This is a genomic window from Variovorax boronicumulans (assembly GCF_029892485.1).
Classification (GTDB): Bacteria; Pseudomonadota; Gammaproteobacteria; order Burkholderiales; family Burkholderiaceae_C; genus Variovorax; species Variovorax boronicumulans_B.
In genome coordinates this window covers 154,187-172,201 of the sequence record NZ_JARXVG010000011.1, presented here as the reverse complement: position 1 = coordinate 172,201, position 18,015 = coordinate 154,187, and the positions used below count along the sequence as shown (strand labels likewise).

At 68.2% G+C, this 18,015-nt stretch carries 11 protein-coding genes; 4 read left to right on the top strand and 7 right to left on the bottom strand.

Features of this window, described 5'->3' with window-relative positions:
• Nucleotides 1–171: 171 nt before the first annotated feature.
• Nucleotides 172–5,985, top strand: a complete 5,814-nt coding sequence (uvrA, locus tag M2282_RS23715; RefSeq protein ID WP_280811292.1) for an excinuclease ABC subunit UvrA — start codon at nt 172–174, stop codon at nt 5,983–5,985.
• 43 nt (nt 5,986–6,028) lie between these two features.
• Here uvrA and M2282_RS23710 read toward each other — a convergent pair whose 3' ends face one another.
• The 7 genes from M2282_RS23710 to gabT all read right to left on the bottom strand — a co-directional run bounded on the left by M2282_RS23710 (nt 6,029) and on the right by gabT (nt 14,145).
• Nucleotides 6,029–7,507: an NAD-dependent succinate-semialdehyde dehydrogenase gene (locus tag M2282_RS23710; RefSeq protein ID WP_280811217.1), complete on the bottom strand. Its 1,479-nt coding sequence runs from the start codon at nt 7,505–7,507 to the stop codon at nt 6,029–6,031.
• A gap of 36 nt (nt 7,508–7,543) precedes the next feature.
• Nucleotides 7,544–8,503, bottom strand: a complete 960-nt coding sequence (gene speB / locus M2282_RS23705) for an agmatinase (RefSeq protein ID WP_280811216.1) — start codon at nt 8,501–8,503, stop codon at nt 7,544–7,546.
• An 11-nt stretch (nt 8,504–8,514) separates the two neighbouring features.
• Complete coding sequence (locus M2282_RS23700; protein ID WP_280811215.1) at nt 8,515–9,333, bottom strand: ABC transporter permease; 819 nt, start codon at nt 9,331–9,333, stop codon at nt 8,515–8,517.
• A gap of 20 nt (nt 9,334–9,353) precedes the next feature.
• Entirely contained in the window at nt 9,354–10,610 is a 1,257-nt protein-coding gene (locus M2282_RS23695) for an ABC transporter permease (protein WP_280811214.1), read from the bottom strand.
• Between the two features lie 21 nt (nt 10,611–10,631).
• Nucleotides 10,632–11,660 carry an ABC transporter substrate-binding protein gene (locus M2282_RS23690; protein ID WP_280811213.1) on the bottom strand — a complete coding sequence of 343 codons (1,029 nt, stop codon included), beginning with the start codon at nt 11,658–11,660 and terminating at the stop codon, nt 10,632–10,634.
• A 61-nt stretch (nt 11,661–11,721) separates the two neighbouring features.
• A complete protein-coding gene (locus M2282_RS23685; RefSeq protein ID WP_280811212.1) occupies nt 11,722–12,825 on the bottom strand; it encodes an ABC transporter ATP-binding protein in 1,104 nt (367 codons plus the stop codon).
• Nucleotides 12,826–12,852: 27 nt separating this feature from the next.
• Nucleotides 12,853–14,145, bottom strand: coding sequence for a 4-aminobutyrate--2-oxoglutarate transaminase (gabT, locus tag M2282_RS23680; RefSeq protein ID WP_280811211.1), 1,293 nt, complete (start codon nt 14,143–14,145; stop codon nt 12,853–12,855).
• 164 nt (nt 14,146–14,309) lie between these two features.
• Here gabT and M2282_RS23675 point away from each other — a divergent pair, with 164 nt between their 5' ends.
• From M2282_RS23675 to M2282_RS23665, 3 genes are all read left to right on the top strand, one after another.
• Nucleotides 14,310–15,722: a PLP-dependent aminotransferase family protein gene (locus M2282_RS23675; RefSeq protein WP_280811210.1), complete on the top strand. Its 1,413-nt coding sequence runs from the start codon at nt 14,310–14,312 to the stop codon at nt 15,720–15,722.
• A 124-nt stretch (nt 15,723–15,846) separates the two neighbouring features.
• Nucleotides 15,847–16,896 (top strand): ornithine cyclodeaminase, encoded by a 1,050-nt coding sequence (locus M2282_RS23670; RefSeq protein ID WP_280811209.1) that lies wholly within the window; start codon nt 15,847–15,849, stop codon nt 16,894–16,896.
• 42 nt (nt 16,897–16,938) lie between these two features.
• Complete coding sequence (locus M2282_RS23665) at nt 16,939–17,985, top strand: histone deacetylase family protein (protein ID WP_280811208.1); 1,047 nt, start codon at nt 16,939–16,941, stop codon at nt 17,983–17,985.
• Nucleotides 17,986–18,015 lie beyond the last annotated feature (30 nt).

The following is an 18,015-nucleotide window of genomic DNA, read 5'->3' as shown; positions in this document are numbered from 1 at the left end:
CTTTCGAGGGATGTTCATGGATGCAGTTGAAAACAAATGTGGTATTTGTTATCAAAGGTGTCCAAATCTGAATCCGGACAAACCCCTGCGCTGGCACGTACCTTGTGATGCAGTGCACGAATGCGTCATGGACCACTCCCTAGAATGTTTGCCCCACCCCCCAAGGCACTCATGACACAGGGCTCCATCCGGATTCGCGGCGCGCGCCAGCACAACCTCCAGAACCTCGACCTCGACATCCGCACAGGCGAGATGACCGTGGTCACCGGGCCCAGCGGCTCGGGCAAATCCAGTCTCGTGTTCGACACCCTCTACGCCGAAGGCCAGCGGCGGTATGTGGAGACCTTCTCCGCCTATGCGCGCCAGTTCCTGGACCGCATGGACAAGCCGGCCGTCGACAAGGTGGAGGGCGTGCCGCCCGCCATCGCCATCGACCAGACCAACCCGGTGCGCTCCTCGCGTTCCACGGTCGGCACGATGACCGAGCTGAACGACCACCTGAAGCTGCTCTACGCCCGCGCGGCGCAGCTCTTCGACCGCGAGACCGCGCTGCCGGTGCGCCACGATTCGCCCGACAGCATCTATGCGCAGATCGCCGAGCGCGCGGGTGCGGCGGGCGATCCACGGCTGGTCGTCACCTTTCCGGTCGAACTGCCGGCGGGCACGTCGGCTGAAGAAGTGACGCAGTGGCTGTCGGCCAGCGGCTTCACGCGCGTGCAGTCGGAGCGCGAAGTGGCCACGCCCACCGGCCCGCGCAAGGTGCTCGACGTAGTGGCTGATCGCTTCCGGATCTCGAGCGCCGAGCGTTCGCGCGTGGTGGAAGCCATCGAAATGGCGCTCAAGCGCGGCAGCGGGCGCGTCACCGTGCACGCAACCGGCGCCGAAGAAAACGCGCCGACGGAGGTCTGGAAGTTCTCCACCGGCCTGCACTGCCCCGAGAGCGACATCCGCTACACCGACCCGATCCCGTCGATGTTCTCGTTCAACTCGGCCGTCGGCGCCTGCGACACCTGCCGTGGCTTCGGCCGCGTGATCGGCGTCGACCTGGGCCTCGTGATCCCGAACGACAAGCTCACGCTGCGCGCGGGCGCGATCAAGACCATCCAGACCCCCGCGTGGAAAGAGGCGCAGGACGACCTCATGCGCCACGCCGAGGCCGCAGGCATTCCGCGCGACACGCCCTGGAACAAGCTCACCGACGAGCAGAAGCACTGGGTGATCGAGGGCACGCCCAACTACAAGGACGGCAACTGGAACAAGCAGTGGTATGGCGTGCGCCGCTTCTTCGGCTACCTGGAGAGCAAGGCCTACAAGATGCACATCCGCGTGCTCTTGTCCAAGTACCGCAGCTACACGCAGTGCCCGACCTGCAGCGGTGCGCGGCTCAAGCTCGACAGCCTGATCTGGCGCATCGGCAGCAAGGAAGATGCGGATGCGGTGCTGCCGCCCGCGAAGCGCTTCATGCCGACCGGCGTGAAGTGGACGCGGGCGCAACTCGAAGCCTTGCCCGGGCTTTGTCTGCATGACCTGATGTTGTTGCCGATCGAGCGGCTGCGGCGGTTCTTCGACAGGCAGCAGCCCTCACCCCAACCCTCTCCCGCAAGCGGGAGAGGGAGCCAGGCGGGGCCCGATTCACTCCCCCTCCCGCTTGCGGGAGAGGGCAGGGGTGAGGGCGAAACCCAGGCGCTGAAACTTCTTTTCGAAGAAATCACCACCCGCCTGCGCTACCTGCACGACGTCGGCATCGGCTACCTCACGCTCGACCGCCAGAGCCGCACGCTCTCGGGCGGCGAAGTGCAGCGCATCAACCTCACGACCGCGCTCGGCACCTCGCTGGTCAACACGCTCTTCGTGCTCGACGAGCCCAGCATCGGCCTGCACCCGCGCGACATGAACCGCATCACCGAGGCCATGCTGCGCCTGCGCGATGCGGGCAACACGCTGGTGGTGGTCGAGCACGACCCGGCCGTGATGCTCGCGGCCGACCGCGTGATCGACATGGGCCCCGGCCCCGGCATCCGCGGCGGACAGATCGTGTTCGACGGCACCACCGACCAGCTGCGCGACGCCGACACGCTCACCGGCCAGTATCTGGGCGGCCGCAAGAAGATCGGCATGGGCTTCAAGCGGCTGGTGAGCGAGAACACGCACCGGCTCATCCTGGAAGGCGCGCGCGAGCACAACCTGCAGAACGTGACGGTCGAATTCCCGCTCGCGCGGCTGGTGTGCGTCACCGGCGTGAGCGGCTCGGGCAAGTCCACGCTGATTCAGGACGTGCTGGCGCCCGCGCTCATGCGCCACTTCGGCAAGGCCACGGAAACGCCGGGCGCACACGACCGCCTGCTGGGCGCCGATCACCTGGGCGATGTGGTCTTCGTCGACCAGTCGCCCATCGGCAAGACCGCGCGCTCCAACCCCGCGAGCTACGTGGGCGCATGGGACGCCATCCGCGAAATCTTCGCCACTGCGGCCTTGTCGCGCCAGCGCGGCTACACCGCGAGCAAGTTCAGCTTCAACTCCGGCGACGGGCGCTGCCCGACCTGCGGCGGCTCGGGCTTCGAGCACGTCGAGATGCAGTTCCTGTCGGACGTGTACCTGCGCTGCCCCGACTGCGACGGCAAGCGCTACCGCCCCGAGATCCTCGAAGTGCGCGTGGAGCGCAAGGGCAAGAACTACAACGTGGCTGACGTGCTCGACCTCACCGTGGCCGAAGCGGCCGTGGTGTTCGAGGCCGACCGCGACGTGCTGCGCGTGCTGCAGCCGATTTCCGATGTGGGGCTCGACTACGTCAAGCTCGGCCAGCCCGTGCCCACGCTCTCGGGTGGCGAAGCGCAGCGTCTCAAGCTCGCAGGTTTCCTCGCCGAAGCCGCGAAGAGCGCAACGGCGAGCAAGCAGTCGGTCGCCCGCAAGGGCACGCTGTTCCTGTTCGACGAACCGACCACGGGCCTGCACTTCGACGACATCGCGCGGCTGATGCGCGCGCTGCGCAAGTTGCTCGATGCCGGCCATTCGCTGATCGTCATCGAGCACAACCTCGACGTGATCCGCGCCAGCGACTGGTGCATCGACCTCGGCCCCGAAGGCGGCGAGGGCGGCGGCATGGTGGTGGCCGAAGGCACGCCCGAGCAACTGCGCGAGAACCGCGCCTCGCTCACCGGCGCGGCGCTGGCCGACTACGAACTCGCCATCGGCCCCGAGGCCTACAAGGTGGCCGAGCGCGCGGCGCGCCGCTACATCGCCAACGCGAAGACGGCACCCGGCAGCAACGCCATCGAGATCGTCAACGCGCGCGAGCACAACCTGAAGAACCTCAGCGTGAACATTCCGCGCGGCAAGTTCAGCGTGGTGACGGGCGTGAGCGGCTCGGGCAAGTCGACGCTGGCCTTCGACATCCTGTTCAACGAAGGGCAGCGGCGCTACCTCGAATCGCTCAACGCCTATGCGCGCAGCATCGTGCAGCCGGCGGGGCGCCCTGAAGTCGATGCCGTCTACGGCATTCCGCCGACCGTGGCCATCGAACAGCGCCTCTCGCGCGGCGGCCGCAAGAGCACGGTGGGCACCACCACCGAGGTGTGGCACTTCCTGCGCCTCCTGTATGTGAAGCTGGGCATCCAGCACTGCATCCACGACGGCGCGGCCGTGCAGCCGCAGACGCCCGACAGCATCGCCGCGCAGCTGATGCGCAACTTCAAGGGCCAGCACATCGGCCTGCTCGCGCCGCTGGTGAGCAACCGCAAAGGCGTGTACACCGAACTGGCCGACTGGGCACGGCCGCGCGGCTTCACGCACCTGCGCGTGGACGGCGATTTCCTGCCGACCACCGGCTTCCCGCGTATCGACCGCTTCAAGGAGCACAGCATCGAGCTGCCCGTGGCCAGCCTCGACGTGCTGCCATCGAAGGAAACCGAATTGCGCGAGGCATTGACCCGCGCGCTGGAGCACGGCAAGGGCGTGGTCCATGTGCTGAGCCATCTCGACGGCCTCAAGGCCGCGATGATGGCCGGCGTCTCGGCCGCGGGCATCGGCCGCGTCAACGTGTTCTCCACGCTGCGCGCCTGCCCGATCTGCAGCACCAGTTATGCCGAGCTCGACCCGCGCCTCTTCAGCTACAACAGCAAGCACGGCTGGTGCCCCGACTGCGTGGGCACGGGCGTCAAGCTCAGCAAGGACCAGCGCAAGGTCTTCGACGACTCGATCCGCGACGACGACAACAAGGGCCGCGAACAGACCTTCGCCGAACCCGAGGTCGAAGACCTGGCCGACACGGCGTGCCCGACCTGCGAAGGCACGCGCCTGAACGCCACGGCCCGCGCCGTGGGCTTCGGCACCGCGGCCGACGGCTCGGGCGGCATCGGCATCACCGCGCTGGCGCGCATGAGCGTGACCGAGGTGCGCCAGTGGTTCGAAGGGCTGGTGCTCACCGGCCGCGAAGCCGAGATCGCGCGCGACCTGGTGCCCGAGATCAAGAGCCGCCTCGAATTCCTCGAAGAGGTGGGCCTGGGGTATCTCACGCTCGACCGCGGCGCACCCACGCTCTCCGGCGGCGAAGCGCAGCGCATCCGCCTGGCCGCGCAGCTGGGCAGCAACCTGCAGGGCGTGTGCTACGTGCTCGACGAGCCGACCATCGGCCTGCATGCGCGCGACAACCAGATCCTGCTGAACGCGCTGCACAAGCTCGGCGACAAGGGCAACACGCTGGTGGTGGTGGAGCACGACGAAGACACCATCCGCCGCGCCGACCACATCATCGACATCGGTCCGAGTGCGGGCAAGCGCGGCGGGCGGCTGGTGGCTGAAGGCTCGGTGGCGGACATCGAGAAGGCGAGCGATTCGCAGACGGGCCGGTACCTGCGCGATGCCATCCGGCATCCGCTGCAGGCGCGGCGGCTGATTCCCTCGCCCGATCCGAAGGCCGAAGACAGCGGCAACTGGCTCACGGTGCATGGCGCCGACCTGCACAATCTGCAGGACCTGACCGCCACGCTGCCGCTGCACCGCCTCGTGGTGGTCACCGGCGTCAGCGGCTCGGGCAAGTCGACGCTGGCGCGCGACGTGCTGCTGGCCAGCGTGCAGGGCATCGTGATCCAGCGCATGACCAAGGCGGGCCGTGATGCCGATGCCGCGGGCAAACGCGCGGCCTGGTCCGGCTGCAGCAAGGTCGAGGGCTACGAGACCATCGACCGCGTGCTCGAAGTCGACCAGACCCCCATCGGCAAGACGCCGCGCAGCTGCCCGGCCACCTACATCGGCTTCTGGGACACCATCCGCAAGCTCTTTGCCGACACGCTCGAAGCCAAGGCGCGCGGCTACGGCCCGGCGCGCTTCAGCTTCAACACCGGCGAAGGCCGCTGCCCGGGCTGCGAGGGCGCGGGCGTGCGCACCATCGAGATGAGCTTCCTGCCCGATGTGAAGGTGCCTTGCGAGGTCTGCCACGGCGCGCGCTTCAATCCCGAGACGCTGGCCGTGAGCTGGCGCGGCAAGAGCATTGGCGACGTGCTGAAGATGGAGGTGGACGAGGCCGTCGAGTTCTTCGCGAGCATGCCCAACATCGCGCATCCGCTGCAGCTGCTGAAGGACGTGGGGCTGGGCTACCTCACGCTGGGCCAGCCCTCGCCCACGCTCTCTGGCGGCGAGGCGCAGCGCATCAAGCTGGTGACCGAGCTGAGCAAGGTGCGCGACGACATCACCCGCCGCGGCCAGAAGGCGCCGCACACGCTGTACGTGCTCGACGAGCCGACCGTGGGCCTGCACATGGCCGACGTAGAGAAGCTGATCCACGTGCTGCACCGGCTGGTGAACGGCGGCCACAGCGTGGTGGTGATCGAGCACGACCTGGACGTGATCGCCGAAGCCGACTGGATCATCGACCTCGGGCCCGAAGGCGGCAACGCCGGTGGGCGCATCGTGGCCGCGGCGCCGCCGGAAGAGGTGGTGCGGCTGGGCACGCACACCGGCGTGGCGCTCAGGCCGGTGCTGGCGAGATAGCGGGCGGGGCGGGGACCTGTCCCCGCCCTTTTTCCTTCGCTGCCTACTTCTGGATGTCGCCCAGGCAGAGGTACTTGATCTCCACGTAGTCGTCCATGCCGTGGTGCGAGCCTTCGCGCCCCAGGCCTGACTGCTTCACGCCGCCGAAGGGCACGTGCTCGGTGGCGATCACGCCCGCGTTGATGCCGACCATGCCGTATTCCAGCGCTTCCGCCACGCGGAAGATCCGGCCCACGTCGCGCGTGTAGAAGTAGCTCGCCAGGCCGAACTCGGTGTTGTTCGCCGCGTCGATGCCGTCCTGTTCGGTCTTGAAGCGGAACACCGGCGCGAACGGTCCGAAGGTTTCTTCGCGTGCGCACAGCATGTCGGCGGTGGCTTCGGCGACCACGGTTGGCTCGAAGAACTGGCCCTGCATCTTGTGGCCGCCCGCCAGCACCCTGCCGCCCTTGGCGATGGCGTCGGCGACATGGCGCTGCACCTTGTCGATGGCCGCTTCCTCGATCAGCGGGCCCTGCACCACGCCCTCGTCGAAGCCGTTGCCGACCTTGAGCGCCTTGACCTTGGCCGCGAATTTCTCGACGAAGGCGTCGTAGATGCCATCCTGCACATACAGCCGGTTCGCGCACACGCAGGTCTGGCCGGCGTTGCGGTACTTGCTCGCCATGGCGCCTTCGACGGCCGAGTCCACGTCGGCATCGTCGAACACCAGGAAAGGCGCGTTGCCGCCCAGTTCCAGCGACAGCTTCTTGACCGTCGGCGCGCACTGGCTCATGAGGATGCGGCCCACTTCGGTGGAGCCGGTGAAGCTCAGGTGGCGAACGACGTCGCTCTCGCACAGTTCCTTGCCGATCGCGATGCTGTTCTGGCTGTCGGCCGTGAGCACGTTCAGCACGCCCGCCGGAATGCCGGCGCGCACCGCCAGTTCCGCCGCGGCCAGCGCGGTCAGCGGCGTGAGCTCGGCCGGCTTGATGATCACCGTGCAGCCCGCGGCCAGCGCCGGCGCCACCTTGCGGGTGATCATCGCGAGCGGAAAATTCCACGGCGTGATCGCCGCGCAGACGCCGATGGCCTGTTTCATCACCAGCAGGCGGCGGTTGTTGTCGAACTGCGGCAGCACCTCGCCGTTCACGCGCTTGGCCTCTTCGGCAAACCATTCGACGAAGCTCGCGCCGTAGACGACCTCGCCCTTGGCCTCCGCAAAGGGCTTGCCCTGCTCGGCGGTCATCAGGCGGCCCAGGTCCTCGGTGTTGGCGATCAGCAGGTCGAACCACTTGCGCAGCACGATGCTGCGCTCCTTGCCGGTCTTGCCGCGCCAGGCGGCCAGCGCCTTGTTGGCGGCGGCAATGGCCTCGGCGGCATCGGCGCGCGCAAGGTTGGCCACGTCGGCCAGCTTCTTGCCGGTGGCCGGGTCGTTCACGTCGAAGCGGCTGGCGCCCGCGATCCATTCGCCGGCAATCAGCGCATCGGTCTTGAGCAGGCTGGGGTCGTTCAGGAGGGCGAGGGGAGAAGTCTTGGTGTCCATGGTGTCGTGTTGTCTCTGAAGGAACGGATGGCAGGGTCAGCGAAAAGGTACACCGGGAAGCACGCACAGCATCTCGTAGAGCAGATTGGCCCCGAGCAGCGCAGTGTTTCCGCTCGTGTCGTACGGCGGACTGACCTCCACCAGGTCGGCGCCCACCACGTTCAGGCCGCGGCAGCCGCGCACGATCTCCAGCGCCTGCGGCACGGTGAGCCCGCCGATCTCGGGCGTGCCGGTGCCGCCGGCGAACGAGGGATCGATGCCGTCGATGTCGAAGCTGATGTAGACCGGATGCGTGGGCCCGATGCGCTCGCGCACCTGTGCCATCAGCGGCGCGAGCGACTGGTACCAGACCTCGTGCGCCTGCACCACGGTAAAGCCCTGTGCGCGCGGCCAGTCGAAATCGTCCGCCGCATAGCCGGTGCCGCGCAGGCCGATCTGCCAGACCTTGTCGCAGGCCAGCAAGCCTTCCTCGACCGCGCGCCGGAACGGCGTGCCGTGCGCGATGCGCTCGCCGAACATGTCGTCGTTCACGTCCGCATGCGCATCGACATGCACCAGCGCGACCGGGCCGTGCTTTCGCGCCACCGCGCGCAGGATCGGCAGCGCGATGGTGTGGTCGCCGCCCAGCGTCAGCGGTGCGCAGCCGGCGGCCAGCACCGTGTCGTAGAAGGCCGAGACGATGGCCATCGATTTCTCGAGCGAATAGGTGTTGATGGGCACGTCGCCCAGGTCGGCCACGTTCAGCTTGTCGAAGGGCGCCGCGCCGGTGGCCATGTTGTAGGGGCGCAGCAATGCCGATTCGGCGCGGATCTGGCGCGGTCCGAAGCGCGCGCCCGGCCGGTTGGAGGTGCCGATGTCCAGCGGCACGCCGATGAATGCCGCATCCAGCCCCTCGGGGGAGGTGGCTGTGGGCAGCCGCATCATCGTGCCGGGGCCGGCGAAGCGCGGCATCGTGTTGCCGCCGAGCGGCTGGTTCGGGGTGGTGTTGGTCGGCATCGCAGAGAGCTTCAGCGCCGCCGGCCGCGCAGCCATTCGAGCGCCAGCAGCAGCGTGGTGGTGAAGATGATCAGCAGCGTCGCCACGGCGGCGATGGTGGGTGAGATGTTCTCGCGGATGCCGGTGAACATCTGGCGCGGCAGCGTGACCTGGTCGGGCCCCGCGAGGAACAGCGTGACCACCACCTCGTCGAACGAAGTGGCAAAGGCGAACAGCGCCCCCGAGATCACGCCCGGCGCGATCACCGGCAGCGTGATGCGCATGAAGGTCCTGAACGGTGTTTCGCCCAGGCTCAGCGATGCGCGCACCAGGTTCTGGTTGAAGCCCGCCAGCGTGGCGAGCACCGTGGTCAGCACGAAGGGCGCGCCCAGCGCCGCATGCACCACGATCAGCCCGAAGTAGGTGTCGGCGAGGCCAATGGGCGCGAAGTAGAGGTACGTGGCAACGCCCACCACCACGATGGGCACCACCATCGGCGAGATCAGCACGCTCATCAAGAGGCCCTTGAAGGCGAAGCTGGTGCGCGACAGGCCCACCGCCGCCAGCGTGCCCAGCACGGTGGCCAGCACCGTGGCGGCCGGCGCAACGATGAAGCTGTTGCGCGCCGCCCGCGCCCACTCGGGCGACTCGAAGAGGTTGCGATACCAGCGCAGCGACCAGCCGGGGATCGGGTAGGCCAGGAACGAGCTGTCGGAGAACGACAGCGGAATCACCACCAGGATGGGCGCCAGCAGAAAGGCCAGCACCGCGATGCAGCCCGCGCGCACCGCCCACCAGCCGAGCTTGTCGGCGAAGGTGGCGTAGGCCGGAAAGTGAGGGAGCTTGAACATGCGTGTGTCTTTCGTGCGGTTCAGCCGAGGCTCAGCTCGGCCTTGCCGATGCGGCGGTACACGGCATACAGCAGCAGCGTGGCGACCAGCAGCACGGTGCCCAGCGCGCAGGCCATGCCCCAGTTGATTTCCACGTTGGTGTAGCGCGCGATGTAGTAGCTCAGCATCTGGTCGTCCGCGCCGCCCAGGAGCGCCGGCGTCACGTAGTAGCCGATGGCCAGGATGAACACCAGCAGCGCACCCGCGCCGATGCCCGGATAGGTCTGCGGCACATACACGCGGAAGAACGCCGCCAGCGGCGAACTGCCCAGCGAGACGGCTGCGCGCAGGTAGGTGGGCGGCACGCTCTTCATCACGCTGTAGAGCGGCAGGATCATGAAGGGCAGCAGGATGTGCACCATCGCGATGATCACGCCGGTGCGGTTGAACAGCAGCGCCAGCGGATGGTCGACGAGGCCGATGCCCATGAGGCCGCGGTTGACCAGCCCCTCGGATTGCAGCAGCACGATCCACGCCGCCACGCGCACCAGGATGGAGGTCCAGAACGGCACCAGCACCAGGATCATCAGCACGTTGGCCTTGCGCGCCGGCAGCGTCGACAGCCACCAGGCCAGCGGATAGGCCAGCAGCAGGCAGAAGAAGGTGACCACGGCGCTGATCTGGAAGGTGCGCAGCAGGATGCCGGAGAACGCGCGCTGGTCGGGGGGCATGCGCTCCACCTCGCCGGCCACGTCGCGCCGCAGGTCGACGGAGGCGAGCAGGTAGTCGGGCGTCCAGCGCGAGCCGTTCTTGGCAATCGCCTGCCAGAACGGCGCTTCGCCCCAGCGTGGATCGATCTCCAGCATGCGCGCCTTGACCTCTTCGGGCGTGCCGGCGATCGGCAGCGCGCGGAAGGTGCCCATCACCAGCGAACGGGCGCCCGCGATCTCGGTGTTGAGGCGGCGCGCCAGGGCGCCCGCGTCGGAGCTGTCCGGCAGCTGGCCGAGGTCGGCCGCGATGGCGGCATAGGCCGCCGGCGCGGGCGCCTCCTTGCGGTTCCAGCCGTCGAGCGCGCGCACGGTGCGCGGCAGCGCGTTGGCCACCTCGGGGTTCTCGACCGCGCGCTGCAGCAGCGCCACGATGGGCACCAGCAGCGTGAGCAGCAAAAACACCAGCAGCGGCACCGTGAGCGCGAAGGCGCGCCACTTGCGACGGGCGTCGGCGCGCGCCAGCGCACGGCGCAGCTCGCCGGGCGGTGCCTCCGCCGAACCGAGGGAAACAGACGTTGCCGCGTGCATGGCCTCTTTCGCGCCCGCTCGTTACTGCGTGGCCCAGGATGCGAAGCGCTTCTCCAGCGCCTCGCCCTGGTCGGCCCAGAAGCCGACGTTGAACTGCAGGGCCTCCTTGGCATTGGCCGCCGAGGTCGGCAGGTCGGCCAGCACCTTGGGACTGAGCGCAGCCAGCGCCTTGGTGTTGGTGGGGCCGTAGGCGATGTTCTGCGCGTAGACCGACTGGTTGGCCGGCTGCATCGCGAACTGGATGTACTTGAGCGAGGCTTCCTTGTTCGGCGCGCCCTTCGGGATCACGAGGTAGTCGAGGTCGTAGATGCCGCCGGGCCAGTAGATCTTGAGGTCGCGGCCTTCGCGGTTGGCCGCGTCGATGCGGCCGTTGTACACGGTGGTCAGCACCACGTCGCCGGCCACCAGGAACTGCGGCGGTTGCGCACCGGCTTCCCACCACTGGATGTTGGGCTTGAGTTCGGTGAGCTTCTTGAAGGCGCGATCGGCGCCGTCCTTGGTGGCGAGCACCTTGTAGACATCGGCCGGCTTCACGCCGTCGGCCATGAGCGCGAACTCCAGGTTGTAGCGCGCGCCCTTGCGCATGCCGCGCTTGCCGGGGATCTTCTTCACGTCCCAGAAATCGGCCCAGCTGCTGGGCGCGGTCTTGAGCTTCTCGCCGTTGTAGGCCATGACGGTGGACCACACGAACAGGCCGACGCCGCAGTCGGTGACGGCGGCGGGGAGGAAGTCGGCCTTGTTGCCGATCTTCGAATAGTCGAGCTTCTCGAACAGGCCCTCGTCGCAGCCGCGCGCCGCATCGGGCGACTCGACCTCGACCACGTCCCAGGTGACCTTCTTGGTCTCGACCATGGCCTTGATCTTGGCCTGCTCGCCGTTGTATTCGACCGGGATGATCTTGGTGCCGGCCTTCTCGTAGGGCTCGTAGTAGGCCTTCTTCTGGGCATTGGCGTTGGCGCCGCCGAAGTTGACCACGGTGAGCTGCTGCTGGGCGAGGGCCGGCAGCGCGAAGCTGGCGGCGACGGTGCAGGCGAGGAGGGTCTTTTTCATGGGGAATTCTTTCTGGGTGATGAAAGGAAAGCGGGGAACGGAGAGAACAACGGGGCCGGGTTCAGGGGGCATAGATGCGCACATGCGCCATCGGAAATTCGAGCACCACCGCTTCGCCGGCCTGCGGCGCGGCGGCGCCATCGAGGCCGTCCAGCGGCAGCTTCACGGTGGCTTCGGCCTGGCCGTCGCCAACGCCGCACAGCAGCCGCAGGTGGTCGCCGAAGTAGATGACGCGCGACACCCGGGCGGCCAGCATGTTGGCGCCGGGTGCGTCCTGTGCGGCCGGGCTGCGGTGCAGCACCACCCGCTCGGGGCGGATGCAGGCCTCGACGGCCGCACCCGCTGCCGCGCCACCGACGTTGAGCCCCTGCAGCACGCGGCCGTCGGGCAGCGTCATCCCGGCGTGCTCGCCGCCACGGGCCAGCTGGCCCTTGAGCACGGTGTTGTCGCCGACGAAGCCGGCCACGAAGCGGTTGGCCGGCTTTTCGTACAGGCCGTCCACCGTGTCCAGCTGCTGGATCACGCCTTCGTTGAACACCGCGACGCGGTCGCTCATGGTGAGCGCCTCGCCCTGGTCGTGCGTCACGTAGACGAAGGTCACGCCCAGCTGGCGGTGCAGGTCCTTGAGCTCGATCTGCATGTGCTCGCGCAGCTGCTTGTCGAGCGCGCCGAGCGGCTCGTCCATCAGCACGAGCTGAGGCTCGAACACCAGCGCGCGCGCCAGCGCCACGCGCTGCTGCTGGCCGCCCGAGAGCTGGCCGGGCAGGCGGTCGGTCATGCCGCGCAGCTGGACCATGTCGAGCGCGCGCTGCACCCGAGTTTGCTGTTCGGCCTTGGGCACCTTGCGCACCGTGAGCGGGTAGGCCACGTTCTGGCCGACGCTCAGATGCGGAAACAGCGCGTAGTTCTGGAACACCATGCCGAAGTTGCGCTTGTGCGGCGGCACGCCGGTGATCTGCTTGCCGTCGAGCAAGATGTCGCCCGAGGTCGGCGACTCGAAGCCCGCCAGCATCATCAGCGTGGTGGTCTTGCCTGAGCCCGAAGGCCCGAGCAGGCTCAGGAACTCGCCGCGGTGAATGTCCAGGTCGAGCTGGCGCACCACCAGGTGTTCGCCGTCGTAGGTCTTCTGGACGCGCTGGAAGCGCACCAAGGGTTCTGCGGTCATGAAGGATTTCAGGAAAGGATCGTTCGATCAGCGCAGCGCGGCGAAGCTGTCCGCGAGAAGCGCCAGGCCTTCGTCCACAAGCAAGTCGGATGCCGTCAGCGGCACCAGCACGCGAATTACATTGCCGTAGGTGCCGCAAGACAGCAGGATTAACCCGCGCCGCGCCGCCTCCGCGACCACCTTCCGGGTCAGTGCGGCATCGGGCCGCGCGGTGTCGCCTTCTTCGAACAGCTCGATGGCCACCATGGCGCCCAGCCCCCGCACATCGCCGATGGCCGGCACGTCGGCCGCGATGCGGCGCAGGCCGGCGGTGAGCCGCTCGCCCATGGCACGGCTGCGGGCCAGCAGCTGTTCTTCGTCGAACACCTTGAGCACCGCGAGCGCCGCGGCGCAGCCGATGGGGCTACCGGCGTAGGTGCCGCCCAGGCCGCCGGGCGCGGGCGCGTCCATCACCTCGGCGCGGCCGACCACGCCCGAGATCGGGAAGCCGCCCGCCATCGACTTGGCGGTGGTGATCAGGTCCGGCGCCACGGGCCACTGCTCGCTGGCGAACCAGGTGCCGGTGCGGCCCGCGCCGGTCTGCACCTCGTCGGCAATGATCAGGATGCCGTGGCGGTCGGCCAGCGCGCGCAGGCCCTCGACGAAGTCGTTGGGCGCCACGTAGAAGCCGCCCTCGCCCTGCACCGGCTCCAGGATGAAGGCGGCCACGCGTTCGGGCTCGATGTCGTTCTTGAACAGCAGCTCGACCGAATGCAGCGCATCGTCCACGCTCACGCCGTGCAGCGCATTCGGGTACAGCGCATGGAACACCTCGCCCGGAAAGGGGCCGAAGCCGATCTTGTAGGGGGCCACCTTGCCGGTCAGGCCCAGCGTCATCATCGTGCGGCCGTGGTAGCCGCCGTTGAAGGCGATGATGCCGGGGCGCCGGGTGTGGGCGCGGGCGATCTTGACCGCGTTCTCGACCGCCTCGGCGCCGGTGCTCAGGAAGATCGACTTCTTCGCGAAGTTGCCCGGCGCCAGCGCGTTCAGGCGCTCGGCCAGCTCCACATAGGGCTCGTAGGCCACCACCTGGAAGCAGGTGTGGGAGTAGAGGTCGACCTGCGCCTTGACCGCGGCGCTGATCTCCGGGTGGCAATGGCCGGTGTTGAGCACCGCGATGCCGCCGGCGAAATCGATGTAGCGGCGGCCCTCCACGTCCCACAGCTCGGCGTTGGCGGCCCGGCTGACGAAGATTTCGTGGGCCTGCCCGACCCCGCGGGCGACGGCCGCGGTGCGGCGTGCCATGAGGGCGGCATTGCTGAGGTGGGATTCGCGTTTCATGGGGGCCTGTGCATCGCAGAAGAAGGAATGCCGGCACTCTAGGTCGCGCGAATCGATCCGGCCATGTACACCGGAAGTGATCGCCGGGGAGACTGTACTGGTCTTGTATCCTGTACATACTTTCCTCAATATGGTGCGGGCCGCACGGCCGCAGACACCCCCCGATGCTCATTCTTCGCCCCGAACAGCCGACGCCGCTGGTGAGCCAGATCGTGGAAGGGCTGCGCGGACTGATCGGCGCCCAGAAGCTCAAGGCCGACACCAAGCTGCCGTCGATCCGCGCCTTTGCCGCGGCGCATGGCGTGAGTGTCTTCACGGTGGTCGAGGCCTACGACCGGCTGGTGGCGCAGGGCCTTCTGGTGTCGCGCGCCAATGCGGGTTTCTTCGTCAAGCGGCGCAGCGAAGAAAGCGCCGCCGGTGCGGCCAGCGCGCCGCGGCCGGACCCCCGCTTCGATGCCCGCTGGTACCTGCAGCAGATCTTCGAGAACCGCAACCTTCCGCTCAAGCCCGGCTGTGGCTGGCTGCCGCACGACTGGCTGTTCGAGGACGGCATGCGCCGCAGCCTGCGCCACCTGGCCTCCGAGGGCGCCGACATCGGCGGCTACGGCCTGCCCTTCGGCCACATGGCGCTGCGCATGGCGACGGCCGAGGCGCTGTCGGAGCAGCAGATCGTGGTGGAGGCCGGCCAGGTCCTGCTGACCCAGGGATCGAGCCAGGCGCTGGACCTGGTCGCGCGCCGCCTGCTCAAGCCGGGCGATTCGGTGCTGGTGGACGACCCGGGCTATCCGAACCTGATGTTCATGCTGCGCTTCCTGGGCGTGGAGATCATCGGCGTGCCGCGCATCCCCACGGGCTACGACATGCCCGCGCTCGAGGCGCTGCTCGCGGTGCACCGGCCCAAGGCCTTCTTCACCCAGCCCCGGCTGCAGAGCCCGACCTGCTCGATGGCCTCGCTGCCGCAGCTGGTGCAACTGCTCCAGCTCGCGCAGGCGCACGGTTTCACGCTGGTCGAGAACGACATCTATGCCGAGATGGATGCGTCGATGCGGCCCTCGCTGGCAAGCCTGGGCCAACTGCGCCGCGTGGTCTACGTGGGCAGCTACTCCAAGACCATCTCGCCGAACATCCGCGTGGGCTATGTCGTGGCGCAGCAGGAACTGCTCGAAGAACTCGCGCAGCTCAAGATGATTTCGGGGCTCACCTCGTCCGACATCACCGAGCGCCTGGCCTTCAGCACCGTGACCGATGGCCGCTGGCGCAAGCATCTCAAGGCCCTGCGCGACCGCCTGGCGCAGGCACAGGGCGGCGTTGCGAGAAAGCTGAACGGGCTGGGCTTCGAGCTCTTCCATGAAGCCGCGGCCGGCATGTATTTGTGGGCCCGGCACCCGGACATTGCCGACAGCGCCGAGCTCTCCAAGCGCGCCGCGACGGAGGGCATCATGCTCGGCCCGGGCCAGCTGTTCCTGGTCAACCCGCGGCCCACCGGCTGGCTGCGCTTCAACGTGGCCTTCAGCGAAGACGAGCGCCTCTGGCGCTTTCTGGAGCGCAGCATCGAGGAAGCGCGCAGGTACGACTGACAGGGCGCGCAAGCAGGCGCACAATGGCCTGAACCCTTGGCGCAGGCGCATCCTGAATCAGCCATGGTGGAGCAAACATGCGAGGGGATGAAGCGCCGTGCCGGGCTACGCAAGGAGCCGTGCCATGACCCGCTTCATCGATGTTCACAGCCTGGTTCGCCTGGTGGATGAAACCGGCATTCCGCAATTCCTCGAGGCGCTGGCCGACGCGCTGCGCGACGACTTCCTGCGCTGGCGCGAGTTCGACAAGAAGGCGCGCGTCGCGAGCCATTCGCACCTCGGCGTGATCGAGCTGATGCCGGTGGCCGACGACGGCGCCTACGCCTTCAAGTACGTCAACGGCCATCCGCACAACACCTCGGTGGGGCTGCCGACCGTCATGGCCTTCGGCGTGCTGGCAGAGGTCGACACGGGCTATCCGGTGCTGCTGTCCGAACTCACGCTCACCACCGCGCTGCGCACGGCCGCCACCTCGGCGATGGCGGCCAAGGCCCTGGCGCGGCCCGATTCGCGCAGCCTCGCCTTGATCGGCAACGGCTCGCAGAGCGAGTTCCAGGCGCTGGCCTTCCACGCGCTGCTGGGCATCGAGGAAGTGCGCGTGTTCGACACCGATCCGCACGCCACCGACAAGCTGGTGCGGCATCTCTCGGCCTGCACGCCGCTGGAGATCGTGCGCGCCCGCTCGGTCGCCGAGGCGGTGCGCGGTGCGGACATCGTCACCACCGTCACCGCCCACCAGGGCCACGCGACCGTGCTCACGCCCGAGATGATCGAGCCGGGCATGCACATCAACGCGGTCGGCGGCGATTCGCCCGGCAAGACCGAGCTGCACCCCGACGTGCTGCGCCGCGCGCGCGTGTTCGTGGAGTACGAGGCGCAGACCCGCGTCGAGGGCGAGATCCAGCAACTGTCGGCCGATTTCCCGGTGTACGAACTGTGGAAGGTGCTGCTCGGCGAAGTGTCCGGGCGCGAGACCGCCGGGCAGGTCACGCTGTTCGATTCGGTCGGCTTCGCACTGGAGGACTACACCGCGCTGCGCTATATCCACCAGCTCGCCATCGAGCGCGGCATCGGCCAGAAGATCGCGCTGGTGCCGGAGCTCGACGACCCGAAGGACCTGTTCGGGCTCACCGCGTCCGGCAGGCGCCGGGCGGTGCTGCGGCGTGCGGCATGATCGGCGGCATCCGCAACGCCGACCCTGTTTTTCCTCTTCTTCATGCTCACCATCTACAACGACCAGCACGCACTGCACCAGGGCAAAGTCGAAATGTTCCGTGGCGAGCTGGTGCCTTGCTTCGAGGTGCCGGCCCGCGTCGACCATGTGAAGCATGAGCTGGAGCGCCGCGGCCTCGGCCCGCTGCAGGCGCCCGATGCGCTCGACGATGCGCTGCTCGCGAAGGTGCATGCGCCGCGCTACCTGGACTTCATCGCCGGCGCTTGGGACGAGTGGGTGGCGCTCGATCCGGCCAATGCATCGCGCGACGCGCTCCCTTCGTACTGGCCCACCCGCGGCATGCGCTCCGATGTGCTGCCGCAGAGCTTTCCGGCGCGCCTGGGGCTGTTCTCCTTCGATGCGGGCACGCCGCTCACGGCCGGCAGCTGGGCCGCCGCGCGGCAGGGCGCCGCATGCGCGTGGACTGCGACGCAGCGCGTGCTCGGCGGCCAGCGCGCGGCCTTCGCGCTCACGCGTCCGCCAGGCCACCATGCGGGAGCGGATTTCTTCGGCGGCTACTGCTTCATCAACAACGCCGCGGTGGCTGCCCAGGCGCTGCGCGACGTGGGCGTCGAGCGCGTTGCGGTGCTCGACGTGGACTACCACCACGGCAATGGCACGCAGGCCATCTTCTACGAGCGCAGCGATGTGCACTTCGCCAGCCTGCACGGCGATCCGTTCACCGATTACCCCTACTACCTGGGCCACGCCGACGAGCGCGGCGCCGGACAAGGCGAGGGCTTCAATCACAACCTGCCGCTGCCGCGTGGCACCGACTTCACCGCATGGCGTGCGGCGCTCAAGGCAGCGCTCGACGGCATCGCGAAGGTGAAGGCCGGCGCCCTCGTGGTCTCGCTCGGCGTCGACACCTTCGAGGGCGACCCCATCTCCGGCTTCAAGCTGAAAAGCGACGACTACCTGCGCATGGGAGAAGACCTCGCGCGCGCAGGGTTACCCACGGTGTTCGTGTTCGAAGGCGGCTATGCGGTGGCCGAAGTGGGCGTCAACACGGTGAACGTGCTCGAAGGTTTCAGCCAGACAGCCGGCTGAGGAACGTCGGCGACAGCAGTCGGGTGAGCC

Excerpts from the sequence above, each read along its gene's own strand:
- M2282_RS23675 (WP_280811210.1), top strand. The coding sequence starts at position 14,310 with ATGCTCATTCTTCGCCCCGAACAGCCGACGCCGCTGGTGAGCCAGATC.
- M2282_RS23710 (WP_280811217.1), bottom strand. The coding sequence starts at position 7,507 with ATGGACACCAAGACTTCTCCCCTCGCCCTCCTGAACGACCCCAGCCTG.
- uvrA (WP_280811292.1), top strand. The coding sequence starts at position 172 with ATGACACAGGGCTCCATCCGGATTCGCGGCGCGCGCCAGCACAACCTC.
- M2282_RS23695 (WP_280811214.1), bottom strand. The coding sequence starts at position 10,610 with ATGCACGCGGCAACGTCTGTTTCCCTCGGTTCGGCGGAGGCACCGCCC.
- M2282_RS23690 (WP_280811213.1), bottom strand. The coding sequence starts at position 11,660 with ATGAAAAAGACCCTCCTCGCCTGCACCGTCGCCGCCAGCTTCGCGCTG.
- M2282_RS23700 (WP_280811215.1), bottom strand. The coding sequence starts at position 9,333 with ATGTTCAAGCTCCCTCACTTTCCGGCCTACGCCACCTTCGCCGACAAG.
- M2282_RS23670 (WP_280811209.1), top strand. The coding sequence starts at position 15,847 with ATGACCCGCTTCATCGATGTTCACAGCCTGGTTCGCCTGGTGGATGAA.
- gabT (WP_280811211.1), bottom strand. The coding sequence starts at position 14,145 with ATGAAACGCGAATCCCACCTCAGCAATGCCGCCCTCATGGCACGCCGC.
- M2282_RS23685 (WP_280811212.1), bottom strand. The coding sequence starts at position 12,825 with ATGACCGCAGAACCCTTGGTGCGCTTCCAGCGCGTCCAGAAGACCTAC.
- speB (WP_280811216.1), bottom strand. The coding sequence starts at position 8,503 with ATGCCGACCAACACCACCCCGAACCAGCCGCTCGGCGGCAACACGATG.
- M2282_RS23665 (WP_280811208.1), top strand. The coding sequence starts at position 16,939 with ATGCTCACCATCTACAACGACCAGCACGCACTGCACCAGGGCAAAGTC.